Consider the following 12,119-nt stretch of genomic DNA (forward strand, 5'->3'; position numbering starts at 1 on the left):
AGGTGTTGTCAACCGATTCGACCAAGCATGCCGGCAGCGATCCGGTGCTGTCGCCGGAACGCTCTGCCATCAGCAGCTGCTGCCCTCCACCTGCAGCAAAAGACAGGGTATTCAACAGGTGCAGCTGTGCACTCGGGCTGGTGGTGGGGACGCTGGTCGACTCGATCGGCATCTCGCCATAGCCGGCGGAGCCGGACATCACGATCAGATTATCGGAAAGCTTACCGTTGGGATCTTGCGAGATGATCACCGGCGCCATGCGGAAGGCACCGCCGATATCCGCCTTCAGGCTGGAAAACGGGCTCGGCAACGTAGCCGGCGGAATCACTGCCTTGCCGCTATTGCTGGCATTGATCGCGCAGCCGAAGGTCAAGGTGTACTGCTGGGAAAATCCGGTGCCGGCGCTCCTGATCGCCTGGTCCAGCTGATACAGCGCGAAAGCGCCGTTCTGGTTCATGTCGTTCGCGCCGGTGGTATTTCGTTTACGCGCTTCGCTGACCGACATCACGCTGAAAATCGCCAGCGACACCACCAGGCCGATAACCAGCGTCACCATCAGTTCGATCAGGCTCAGCCCGCGTTGAAATTGCGGGCGCATCGGCGGCAAGGCGCATTTGAATGATTTTTTCATTGCACCACTACCTCGGTGTTATAGCTATGGCTGGTTGTCGCGGCGGCGGTTTTGGCGGCTGCGGTCCAGGTAATGCTGATCTTGACCAACGCGGGATTGCTGGGATCCAGCGTCGCCACGCCTTTGCCGCCCGGGAACGCCGTCTGCACCTTGCTTTGCCAGTTGGTATAGTCTTTCGCATTGCCGCCATCAGCCGCGCATAGCAGGTCGCAACTGCTATTAACCAGTTTGCTTTTGCTCCACAGCATGGCAACCAGGTTGTCGGTAAGCAGTGCTGCCTGGCTGCGGTCTTCGGCGCTGATGGAGTTATTAATGGTTGCGGCCTGCAGGCCGACCAAACCCAGGATGCCGAACGAAAAAATCAGGATCGCAATCAGGACCTCGATCAGCGTAAAACCGCCTTGCCGCTGCAGGGATTGGTTCATCATTTAGCAACCTGTCGGAGTTGTGCTGGACAAAGTAATCTGAGGATCGCACATGCGGATCTGGCCGCTTTGCGTGACGATGACTCTGAGATTGCGGCTACCGCTGCTCGCGCCCTTGATCTCAAATTTATAGGGGGCGGCGCCGCTGTTGTTCAGGCGCCCAAGGCTGGTGAAAGTCAACGTATCGACGTCGCCGGCAATAACGACATTGGCATTCGTGCCAGACAGCGAGGAGCCCTGGATGAAAAGATTGTAGTTCGCATCGCTGGAATCGGTGGCCAGCTGAAACGTGTCGTTCTGCTGCACGTACCAGTTGCTGCCGCTCTTGGAGGTTGCGGCATCTTTTACAGGCGGCGTTACTGCGGTCAGCCGGAAATCGACCAGCCGGCTGCGCCGCACCGCCTCTGTCTTTGCCAGCCGTATGCCGTTTTGCAACGCCTCGGCAGTGGACCTGATTCTGGTATTCTGGATCCAGCTGGAGAACGAAGGTATGGCGACCGCCATCATGATTGCAGCCAAGGTAATAGTGACCATCAGCTCGATCAGGCTAAACCCCCGCTCTTCCAGAGAGAGAGGCATCACGTGCATGACTGGCCTTTTTTGACGATCCAGGCTTGGGGGCATGCACCGCCCCATCCCGGTTTCGTTGCCGTGGTGGCTTTTATCAGCCCTGCAGCTGGCGTGTATGTGTAGGTATAGGTAAAAAGAGCCACCGCCCCCTGGCCGGCGGCTGTGATTGAATAACTCGTGGCGTCGCCGGTACAGCTAAATTGGAAATTCTTTGTAGCGCCTGGACAAGGGGCGTTTTTTTGCGGGTCGTAGGTCCGGTTATCCTGATAAAACTGCTCCAGCTGCGCCTGCCCGGAAGCCATGCCGTTGGTGGCATCCACCAGATAGCCCCGCAATACATAATCGGTATAGCTTGGATAGGCAATGGCCGACAGGATCGCGATGATGGCGACCGTGATCATCAGTTCGATTAAGGTAAAACCTTTGCTTGCCATGCCGACCTTCTCTTCTGATGTGATGTTTACGAACAAGTCAAACAGGCGTAAGGGTAGCAATTCTTTCACGGAGGAAATATCGTCATATCCTGAACTTGATGTAAGGATTTCCTTCCCCCTCCCCCGACATAAACCGGGCGTTACCGCCCGAGGTCTCATGGCAATCGAGCAAAAGGTTGGGCAAATACAGGGAGTAGAATCTGTGGCAGGAACCGATGCAGAAAAGGCAGCCTATGCCTGCCGCAGGTGCGCGATAATGACAGGGAAAAACGGCTATTCCGCAAATGCCGGATCAGGGCGCAAAGATCCGGACCGGCATTTCTGTCAACAATGAATTGAGGGATTCATGATACGAATACTGATCGCCGACGATCACACGATCATGCGTGAAGGGCTGAAACAATTGTTTGCGCTGGGCACAGAGGTGGCGGTGGTTGGCGAAGCTGTCAACGGCGGGCAAGTGCTCGATGCCTTGCATGCTGGCGGTATCGATCTGGTGCTGCTCGATATGACCATGCCCGGCGTCAGCGGCATCAATCTTATCCAGCGCATCCGTGCGCATGAATCTTATCCGCCGGTCCTGGTGCTCAGCATGCACAATGAATTGCCGATTGCACGCCGCGCCCTGGCGGCCGGCGCTTCCGGTTACCTGACCAAGGATAACAAGCCGGAAACTCTGATGCTCGCTATCCGCAAAGTAGTCGCGGGAGGACGATTCATCGATCCTGAACTGGCGGAACAGATGGTGTTCGAATCGAGCAGCCCGGATCAGCGTCCGCCGCATGAACTTCTGTCTGATCGCGAGTTCCACATCCTGCGCTTGCTGGTGCGCGGCAAAAGCGTCAACCAGGTTGCTGAAGAACTGTCGATCAGCAACAAGACCGTCAGCACCCACAAGGCGCGGCTGATGCAAAAAATGAAATTTCAGAATAATGCCGAGCTGGTGCGCTACGCGGTTACCTACAATCTGATCGAGTAGTAGCCGCTCCTGCCTTCATCGATTCAGCGACCCATCGGCGATAGGAATCGACACCCGGATCGTGGTGCCGACGCCGGGCACGCTATAAATGAAGGCCTCGCCCCCGAGCATGGATGTGCGCTCGCGGATACCGATCAGGCCGAATGATTTCTTTTTGCGCAGGCCGGTATCAAACCCCTTGCCGTTGTCGCGCACCTCCAGCACATAATGCTTTTCCTTTTTCGTCAGGCTGATGTCGACCCGGCTCGCGTTCGCGTGGCGGCTGATATTAGTCAGCGATTCCTGCGCGATACGGAAAATGGTGGTTGCCCGTTTATCATCCAGGACGATGTTGTCTTCGCACACATCCAGGCTGCATGGGATGCCGGTATTCCCGGTAAACTCCTCGGCCAGCCATTCCAGCGCCGATACGATCCCCATATCCAAAGCCGACGGACGCAGCGACGAAACGACATTGCGCACTACCTTGATGGTGCTGTCGACCAGCGCTATCATGCGTTCCATTTTCCCTTGCAGCGACGGATTCTTGCCGCCAAATTCCATCCCTACCACTGAAACGCCCATGCGCAATGCCGACAGATATTGCCCGAGTTCGTCATGAATTTCGCGCGTCAGGTGCTTGCGTTCTTCTTCCCGAGACATTTCGAGTTCAAACGCGCGCTCACGTGCCAGTTGTTCCTGCAGGCGCTGGCGGGCGACCAGCCTGCTTACGCGATAGCGATGGATTAAAAACAGCAGCAGCATCAACAGCGCGCCGCAGGCAGAATAGAAAATTTTTGTTCCCCACCATGGAGGCAGTATCTCGATCTCGACATCCACTTGCGGAGAAACAGCATGCATGGCTGGATTCTCGGCGGCGACCTGAAAGTGATAACGGCCAGGAGGCAAAGCCGCATAGCGCAGCTCCGGGACGCCGGTCTTGGACCAGTCAGGCTCCAGGCCCTGCATCCGGTAACGAAAAACGAGGGTCTCGCGATTCTGGTATGACAGTGCAGCTAGTTTGAAAGTAAGCGGGCCGGAGCTCCACGGCAGACGGACAGGCCGGTCGCGGACAGAAACGTCGCCGTCGCGGGCAATGCTTTCCACCAGTACATCCAGCTGCAGCGGCGCGAACAGCGACTCCGGCCGCAAGATATGGGAAGCGCCGCCACTGGTCGCCACCCACATCGAGCCGTCGCTGTCCTCATAAAAGGTGTTCAGGTCAGTGTCGTTCCAGACTAGCCCGCTTTCATGGTTGAAAAAGCGCCATTGCTGGCGATTCCATACCCCGACTCCGGCATCCGTCGATACCCATAACCAGCCACGCCTGTCTTCAAACACCGCCGTCACCGACTGATCCTGCAGTAAGGAGGGTGTAATGTCGTTTATCTCCAGCGCCTCGCCCTGCTCGTCGGCACGCCAGACATTTCCTGTTTCACCACCCAGCCACAATGTTCCGCCACGGGTGCAAGCGATAGCGCTAGGCTGGAAAGCCTGCGCGGACGGCTTGGGCCGTGATTTGCGCCAATGCGCGCCGTCAAAACGCAGCAATCCCTTATCGGTGACAAACCACAGCACTCCGGTCCCGCCCTGGCATCCCTGGAATGCGTTGATTTCCTCCATGAAAGGAAACTCCGTGACCGCTACCTTTACCGGAGTCGGATTCGATTCGGGTTGCCTGATGCTGTAAATGCCGACATCGGTAGCAATCCAGAGTTGCCCCGACCGATCGAAAAAAAGGCTGTTGATCGAGGGTAGCCGGGCGAACTTCACGTCCGCTCCGGCACCGCGCCCGCGGCGCACCAGCAGACCCGACAGCGAGCCTGCCCAGATGTTGCCCCTGGCATCTTCAGCCATGCTGGACCATTGATGGGAGGTACCGCCATAGGTTTCCGGGGAAACGGAAAAATATCCATCCTTCTGCAGTATCGCGGAGCCGGAACGGGTGCCTACATGCAGCAGATTTTCCCGGTCGCGCAAGAAAGACAGCACGACGTCGTTGGGCAAGCCTTGCTTGGTGGTCCAGTTTTCCCAAGTCGGATAGCCTATCCAGTGCACCAGCCCATGTCCCAGCGACCCGAACCAGACACCGCCGTCGCGGTCAACCAGGAGAGAGTCGATTCCTCCGCCTACAATCAGTCCGCTGGACTCGCCAAAGGATTCCCAGCGCTTGCCGTTCCATCGGATGACGCCTTGGTCCTGCCGACTGAAAATCCGGCCCTCCTTGTCCTCCGCCAGGAATGGCAGGCCTCTCGCCTTTTTCTGTCCGCGTTGGTCTGGCGAACGGTCCTGGAAAACATGGCCGCCGGGCGGCAGCATATATACATGCTGCTCGCTGCTCGCCCAGAGCCGTTGTTGCCGATCAAGCAGAAGGGAGCGCCAGTTTTCAGCAGGCAAACCGCTTTCCTTGCCCAGGACAGTCAGTTTTCCCTGGTCGTAATGACACAACGCACGCGTGCACCCCATCCACAATTCTCCATGCTGGCCGACTTGGATGCTGAAAAGGCTGCCCATCTCGGGATGCTGCAACAGTTGCGCGGTCTCGAAATATTCCCGCACCTGCCAGGAATGGCCATGATCCTCAGAATGCACCAGCCATAACCGGTCCCTGCTTATAAGCAACAGACGATCCGGCGCAAGGGTTGCGAAGGTCCGCCCTTGATCGAGCGTGAACTGGATATTTCCGGGCTGGATCGACAAGAAACGCTGCCCCTGCCACAGGTACAAGCCTTCGTTCGTACCGGCCCATAAGCGGCCGTCGCCGTCGACATGCAGCGCGGTTATATACAGAGCGGCCGCGCTGCCGCTGAGCTCAAAGCGCTGGAAGCGTGCCCCGTCGTAGCGGAACAAGCCGTTTTGCGTACCGATCCAGATATAACCGCCAGGCTCCTGCGCCAGGGCGGTTATCGCCATATTCCCTAAGCCATCGGTCTGATTGTAATAGCGTAACGGCAGTTGCTGGCTTGACGCCCGCAGTGGGCAACATATGAGCCATAACAGCACAAGCCATTGACTGGTCCAGCGCAAGGTCATCGCCATTACGGCTCCCATTGCTTTCCCCCTCGGATGAACGAGAGTGTTCCGACGAGTTGTTGTGTAGCGCTTGATGCTGGCATGTCTCGATAACCTCAGTTCCTGTTCGCCCGTCCGCCAAGATCAGCATCTTGAAATTTCCACAAGACAATATTCATATAAAGTTTCGAGAAACCCAAGCAATCTCTATGCCCTGGAGTGGATTCCTCAGGCAGAACCGAGGCCATGTATATCGACTCTACCGCATCTGAACCTGCGCAGGCCGGCCATTTCCATCGTCACACGGCCGTCCTGCAACGTCTAATCGTCACCCTGTTTTATAAGGCGTAGCGATATGGCAAGCACCACCAGGATCCTGGCGCAGACCATTATGAGCAACAATATCGGGACCGCGTCATCAAGCAGCCTCATCGTCGTGCCGCGCAATTTGGATTCGCATTGCCCCCGGGATCTACCGCAATCAGGGTGTGTTTCTTAGGAAGGCATCCTTGAGTATTTCAAGCATCCAAGTAATAAAATCCTCGCATAAGGCCAAAGAGTTCAAGAATGAGTGTGCGAATCCCATCAAGGCTGCGGGCACGTATCAGACATTCGCCCATGCGCAAGCCGGATACATACACGCAAACCGTTTCAACGTTACAAAAAGAACTTGCAAAAGGTGTCGGGGCCATACATGCATCCAAAATTGACCCACTTTGGGACTAATGGTATGGACGCCCTCTCTCAAGAGCGGTAGGTTTAAAGTTGAGATTTCTCAACCCTCCAAGGAGTCCACCATGGAAGCGCACACGATAGGAGTTGATCTAGCGAAGAACCTGTTTCAGGTTCACGGTGTGGATCGGCATGGACAACTCGTGCTACGCAAACAACTGCGTCGCTCCGAGATGGCCGCATTTTTTGCAAAATTGCCACCAGCGCTAATTGGCATGGAAGCTTGCGGCGGCGCGCATCACTGGGCGCGTAAGCTGGCCGCTTTCGGCCATCAGGTTCGCCTGATGCCAGCAGAATTTGTAAAACCTTACGTCAAGAGCAACAAGAGCGATATGCGCGATGCGGAAGCCATCTGCGAAGCGGTCGCGCGACCGACGATGCGATTCGTTGCTGTGAAATCGATTGAACAGCAAGCCATCCTTTCGTTGCATCGGGCACGGGAAGGTGCGGTGAAGGCTCGCACGGCACAAGCCAACCAGATCCGCGGCTTGCTCACCGAATATGGCATGGTTATGCCGCAAGGGATCGTTCATATCGAGAAGATGCTGCCGTCAATACTGGCTGACATGCACAATGCTCTGCCCGGATTTCTGATTCAATTGTTCCAAACTTTGCTGGATAATTTCCGCCATCTTGATCGACTTGCACAAGAGATTGAGAATGCGATTCGACGCTGGCATCTGGCAAACGAAGAAAGTCGGCGGCTCGAGCAGATTCCAGGAATCGGCCCACTGACGGCCACGGCATTAGTCGCCACCATCGGTGAAGCAAAAACATTTCACAACGGGCGGCAATTTGCAGCGTGGCTCGGTCTCGTTCCGCGACAGCACTCCTCTGGCGGTAAAGAGCGATTACTCGGAATCAGCAAACGCGGCGACACCTATTTACGCAAGCTGCTCATCCATGGCGGCCGAGCGGTCGTTCGCTACGCCGACAGGCATCCGGGTCAATACAAGGGCTGGCTCGCCAACATACTGACCAGGCGCCACAAAAATGTCGTTGCTGTGGCGCTGGCAAACAAAAATGCCAGGATAGCGTGGGCCCTCCTGGCAAAAGATAGGGCTTTTTGCCAGGCTTAAGCATTGGCTACGGTCTAATGTTGCTCAAGTAACCCACCTTTGATTGCAGAGGTATCTCGACGTAATGGCGAAATTGGTAAGACCGCGGTTGATCAAGCCTGAGGGGTTCTGGGACAAACAAGTCCGTTGGACTGATAGAGGCATCAACCGGCAAATTCCATTAGGGCGCTGGCTCTGCCAGCAGACCGAATATATGGATGCAATCTAACCTTTCACCGTGAAACCGAATTACCACTTGCAAATTGAGGGCGTCCATATATGAACCCCTGCAACTGGACCAGGGGAAGTAAAAAATTCAAGTCGCTTGTAGTGCGTATTCCGCCTCGAATTGATTGGGTGACATGTAGGCAAGCGCTGAGTTATCTGTTTGTTGACAATGGAAGCGAGTTCTCCGGCAGGTTGCTGGACTTGTGGGCGCATCATCATCGGGTGCGCGTCGATTTCAGTCGGCCCGGCAAGCCAATCGACAATTGCTTCATCGAGACCTTTAACGGATCCTTCCGGGACGATGGCCTGAATTTGCATTGGTTCGAAAGCTTGGAAGAAGCAAAAATGATGATCGAAGCCTGGCGACGGGACTGCAACGTGAGTCGCCCTCACACGGCTCTCCATGGCCGGTCGCCGGCAAAATTTTCCCATGCTGCGGGCCTCTACGGCCCACAGCATGGTTGATAACGGCCAAAATCTAACTCTGAAAATGCCCCAGCAAATCCAAGTAGATCACGGTTCTCCAGGCCCACATATACTTTGGCACGGATTTTCGGCATTTACTTTACATTACAGGCATGTTCCTCATCATGCGTAGCAACAAATAACTTGCGGGTCATGATCAGCAGGGAAGGGGATGCGGCTGGGGGCTAATCCATGCACTTAAATTCCTTCGCGCTACCGAACGCATATGCTACTAACTCTTCTGCTTTATCTGCCAGGCCCGCTAGACCGAAGGCATTGCTGGTACACAATGCAGAACTCTCCCTCCGTGGTGGGGGGGCGGGACACCCTCCTAAACCTAGCGAGCACCCAACCGTTGATACGGCTCCCGTCACCCAGGATCCAGTGGCGTTCGCTGCGTCGACGATCGCGTTTTGTATGGGGCCATCACTTGTGTAGGCGTCTCGACTAAAATTGTTGGGATCGCCTACTTCGGGTTTGGCGGCGGCAATAATTGTTACCATGCATAATCCCACTGCGACTACTCTGTGCCAACAGCGAGATTTTGGTCTAGGCGAATCTCTCGTCAGCAATGTTTGGCCTAGTGGTATTGTGGGGCTGCGCTGCGCATGGGGCAGAGATGGGTGGTTATGGTTATCTTGCATTTCTTTTCTCCTCTTCATTTACTCATGTGCTGAACGGGGCGCTGACACAAGTCGGGGCTAGCCCCAGTTCGGCCGAAACGGATCTACCGCTACGGATTTATTACCTCATGTTTTTCGATTGACCCAGTTGCCATCGTAGGGATTATGGTTACTGTTCAAACGCGTGCGATTTCTCGCCGGTGACCTCGCTACTGCCGGTTATATGATTACCGCTTTTCGAGACGCTGCGAATTCCTGCGTTACTCCCGCCCAAGGTGCCCTGATCAACCGTGCCTGCTAATGAGGTCCAGATGTAGGGATGGCTGTCACCACTAGTCACTTCACTGGTACCCACTACTTCGCTGTTGTCGCCTATTCCGCTAACACTTGCGCGCATACCGCCGCTCAGAGGTGGGATAGCAGTCGCATTAGTGCCAGTACTCGGATCCCAGAAGAACGGCTGCACAAAATCAGCTGATGTCAGATACACCCCTGAAATTTGACCGCTAGCATTCATGTCGACACCAGTATTACGTACCGCACTGCCAGCCACCGTGAGTAGCACTTTAGGCACTCCTGATGCTGACCATTGCACAGTATTGGGGGCAGAGGTCGCGCTAAAATAACAGCTTCCCATCGCCTGACCGGCCTGATTCACTTCGCTAACTGCACATGCTTGTGCGCCTGATGGCAAGGCTAACTGCGCTGCAGAGTAGCCGAGTAGTCCAGAGGTCCATTTCACTGGGGTTGAGGTTCCGTTCCCATTCGGACAATTACCGACCACGATGGGCTGGGCAGAACCGCTGGTATCACTGAGGTCAGACGGGCTGCAGTTGGTGCTGGCCAGCCCCAGTAAGCCCACCGGCAGAGCCGTTGCGCCAGAGTTCGTCAGCCAGATCACAGGCAGTGCGGTGGCTGTTGCATCGATGCTGACGCCTGCACTAACCCCATTTTGATTAATCGCAGTGGTGCCGCTCCTGACCGCTCCGGCCAGCGGCGGCAGTATGGTGGCGGAACTGTAGGGTGGCAACCAAACGACTGGCCGCGGTACGGCATTAGCATCCACGCAGGAACCTTCGATGATGCCATTATTTAATATCATGCCAGCAGAACAATTGCGACCGGTAGTCAGCGGCGGCAACGATTGCTCTGTGCCCGGAGTCAACGCCACAAAGGCGACGTTGACTCCGACGCCATTGGTACAAGTGCCGACCACGTTAGCGCTATCGTTAACGCCACTGCCTGAGCATTGCAAGCCGGAGAGTGTGCCTTCATCTACCAGCGCAGCTTGCGCCGTTGAAGTCACCAGACCAAAACTGGCTGATGTTGCGAGGCACAATGCATAAAGGCCATTTTTTACTTTGAAATTCATGTTCGAGCTCCCTTAGTTGATCCATTAGGAAATGTCTCGGGCGCACAACTAGCTACCCATGTGCGTCGAGCGACGGCTACACGATCTACTGAATTACAAACTACCTTGTCTAACGCAAAAAAATGATGCAAGTCGCACGTAAGGAAATTTAAATGGCTCTGAAGCTCAGATGTGATGAAAGGTTAGGATAAAAAATATTTATTTCAAGAAATATTAAGTGTTCCGGCATTACTCGTTTGATTTTTCAGAGACGGGCAGACTGATAACAAAGGCGGCCGCTAAATTTTCTCGCAATTGACAAGTCAAATACGTTTTCAGGAAACACTTATTAATGGAAATTAATGGTAGGGATAGTGAGCTACAACATAGCGCTATCGAGCGCTACAACAGAACGGTTCGATATGACTGGCTCCCCCATTATCTGTTTGAATCAATCAGCGAGGTCCAGGAATTTTCTACGAAATGACTCTGGACCTACAATCACGAACGCCCGAACATGGCGCTCGTCGGCATCACCCCGAAGCAGAAATTGGCCCTTGTGAATTTACATCAAGAGCACTCGATTTCTGGGCTTGGGAAGGTAATTGTTCCATTGTCAGAATATAAGGATTGGCTTGATTGCCAAGATCCAGAGCGTGCTAGGTTATACCTACAGCTCTATCCTGCTGAGCTGATGACCGCGCAGCCAGCGCCGAAGCCGGTGAAAGAAAAGAAAATCGAACTGAATGGAACTCTGTTCTAATCGAAATCATGATAGTAGTGATCTGGATTGCGCTTTTGCTTTTTTTGCCCGCTTGACGCGTTCGGGAACGCTCATTTGCACCGACCGATTTGGGTAGATGTAAATTGCTAATATGAAGTTTTCTGTGACATTAAGACAATGCATGACATCGTCCAAGGGTGGTGTATGCTCGGTGCATGCTGGCATGTCCCGCCTGAATAGCAGGCGACATTGCAGACCGTTGGACTGACGAAATAGACCCAGCGGCATGAAACGCAGCCAAATTTTCTTCGAAGCTTCCCTGGTCGCCAATTTTCTCGACCATGATATGTTCCGGCAATGCGCGTATGCCCAAGACAGCAAGCCTAGTACAGTTCGCTCCGTTTGCAAGAATCTGCCGCAATAGGGTGTTTGATGCGATGGCGCATAGGTTTATGCCTAACGCTATCACCGGCACGCAGAGCGTGGGCGAAATTTGGGCGAAAATGGAGACCAGACCAGCCATCTCCAGACCTTATTGCTTCTGCAACCCCCAGCATTTACATGGTCTACGGCGGTCTGGGGTGGTTTGTAATGGTGGAGGCGGCGGGAATCGAACCCGCGTCCGCAAGTCCTCTACAGACAGTTCTACATACTTAGTGCTGTCATTTGATTTAACCCAGCCGACGCGGACGCACACGCTTCGTTCAGGCGAGTCACCTAAATTTAACGGTCAGCCAAGTAACCCGGCTAACAGCGATTCCCTGTAAATGACTCTACTGCTGTTTTACCAGCCCACCCCAGGGACGAGATGGTGTAGAGCTAACCGGTTATTAAGCGGCTAGTGCGTACGAGTTATCGTTTGCAGTTAGATCTATTCCGATTGTATTTACGAGGTAGTCGGTCCTCGG

9 protein-coding genes, 1 other RNA gene and 2 pseudogenes are annotated in these 12,119 nt (G+C 54.6%); 4 read left to right on the top strand and 8 right to left on the bottom strand.

The genetic code is table 11. The annotated features are described in order from the left end of the window. The 4 genes from VNZ65_RS13515 to VNZ65_RS13530 form a co-directional block, all read right to left on the bottom strand. On the bottom strand, positions 1–631 hold a 631-nt coding region (locus VNZ65_RS13515), incomplete at its 3' end, for a PilW family protein (protein WP_325669811.1). Then, positions 628–1,059, bottom strand: coding sequence for a type IV pilus modification protein PilV (pilV, locus tag VNZ65_RS13520; RefSeq protein WP_325669813.1), 432 nt, complete (start codon positions 1,057–1,059; stop codon positions 628–630). The genes pilV and VNZ65_RS13515, both read right to left, overlap by 4 nt. Continuing rightward, on the bottom strand, positions 1,060–1,635 hold the full coding sequence (locus VNZ65_RS13525) for a GspH/FimT family pseudopilin (RefSeq protein WP_325669825.1): 576 nt from the start codon (positions 1,633–1,635) through the stop codon (positions 1,060–1,062). Further along, positions 1,635–2,129, bottom strand: a complete 495-nt coding sequence (locus tag VNZ65_RS13530) for a type IV pilin protein (protein ID WP_325669815.1) — start codon at positions 2,127–2,129, stop codon at positions 1,635–1,637. Before VNZ65_RS13530 ends, VNZ65_RS13525 begins: the two co-directional genes overlap by 1 nt. 277 nt (positions 2,130–2,406) lie before the next feature. Here VNZ65_RS13530 and VNZ65_RS13535 point away from each other — a divergent pair, with 277 nt between their 5' ends. Further along, positions 2,407–3,039 carry a response regulator transcription factor gene (locus VNZ65_RS13535; RefSeq protein ID WP_325669817.1) on the top strand — a complete coding sequence of 211 codons (633 nt, stop codon included), beginning with the start codon at positions 2,407–2,409 and terminating at the stop codon, positions 3,037–3,039. 15 nt (positions 3,040–3,054) lie between these two features. Here VNZ65_RS13535 and VNZ65_RS13540 read toward each other — a convergent pair whose 3' ends face one another. Then, complete coding sequence (locus VNZ65_RS13540; protein ID WP_325669819.1) at positions 3,055–6,057, bottom strand: sensor histidine kinase; 3,003 nt, start codon at positions 6,055–6,057, stop codon at positions 3,055–3,057. 770 nt (positions 6,058–6,827) lie between these two features. On the opposite strand from VNZ65_RS13540, the gene VNZ65_RS13545 reads away from it, so the two are divergent. Further along, entirely contained in the window at positions 6,828–7,841 is a 1,014-nt protein-coding gene (locus tag VNZ65_RS13545; RefSeq protein ID WP_168231882.1) for an IS110 family transposase, read from the top strand. 336 nt (positions 7,842–8,177) lie between these two features. Next, positions 8,178–8,513 (top strand): annotated as a pseudogene (locus VNZ65_RS13550) (integrase core domain-containing protein); the annotation flags it as partial. Positions 8,514–9,305: 792 nt separating this feature from the next. Here the strand turns inward: VNZ65_RS13550 and VNZ65_RS13555 are convergent. Next, complete coding sequence (locus VNZ65_RS13555; RefSeq protein WP_325669823.1) at positions 9,306–10,508, bottom strand: HAF repeat-containing protein; 1,203 nt, start codon at positions 10,506–10,508, stop codon at positions 9,306–9,308. Positions 10,509–10,869: 361 nt separating this feature from the next. Between VNZ65_RS13555 and VNZ65_RS13560 the strand changes: the two are divergent. Beyond that, positions 10,870–11,043 (top strand): annotated as a pseudogene (locus tag VNZ65_RS13560) (integrase core domain-containing protein); the annotation flags it as partial. A 337-nt stretch (positions 11,044–11,380) separates the two neighbouring features. Here the strand turns inward: VNZ65_RS13560 and VNZ65_RS25375 are convergent. Both VNZ65_RS25375 and ssrA read right to left on the bottom strand, forming a co-directional pair. Continuing rightward, positions 11,381–11,734 (bottom strand): DUF4145 domain-containing protein, encoded by a 354-nt coding sequence (locus VNZ65_RS25375; protein ID WP_414649130.1) that lies wholly within the window; start codon positions 11,732–11,734, stop codon positions 11,381–11,383. A 69-nt stretch (positions 11,735–11,803) separates the two neighbouring features. Then, positions 11,804–12,119, bottom strand: a transfer-messenger RNA (tmRNA) gene (ssrA, locus tag VNZ65_RS13565); the annotation flags it as partial.

This window comes from Collimonas sp. (assembly GCF_035566555.1).
GTDB lineage: Bacteria > Pseudomonadota > Gammaproteobacteria > Burkholderiales > Burkholderiaceae_D > Collimonas.

What these genes read in the sequence shown, in the direction of transcription:
- VNZ65_RS13535 (WP_325669817.1), top strand. Translation starts at nt 2,407, where the DNA reads ATGATACGAATACTGATCGCCGACGATCACACGATCATGCGTGAAGGG.
- pilV (WP_325669813.1), bottom strand. Translation starts at nt 1,059, where the DNA reads ATGATGAACCAATCCCTGCAGCGGCAAGGCGGTTTTACGCTGATCGAG.
- VNZ65_RS13545 (WP_168231882.1), top strand. Translation starts at nt 6,828, where the DNA reads ATGGAAGCGCACACGATAGGAGTTGATCTAGCGAAGAACCTGTTTCAG.
- VNZ65_RS13525 (WP_325669825.1), bottom strand. Translation starts at nt 1,635, where the DNA reads ATGCCTCTCTCTCTGGAAGAGCGGGGGTTTAGCCTGATCGAGCTGATG.
- VNZ65_RS13540 (WP_325669819.1), bottom strand. Translation starts at nt 6,057, where the DNA reads ATGGCGATGACCTTGCGCTGGACCAGTCAATGGCTTGTGCTGTTATGG.
- VNZ65_RS13555 (WP_325669823.1), bottom strand. Translation starts at nt 10,508, where the DNA reads ATGAATTTCAAAGTAAAAAATGGCCTTTATGCATTGTGCCTCGCAACA.
- VNZ65_RS25375 (WP_414649130.1), bottom strand. Translation starts at nt 11,734, where the DNA reads ATGGCTGGTCTGGTCTCCATTTTCGCCCAAATTTCGCCCACGCTCTGC.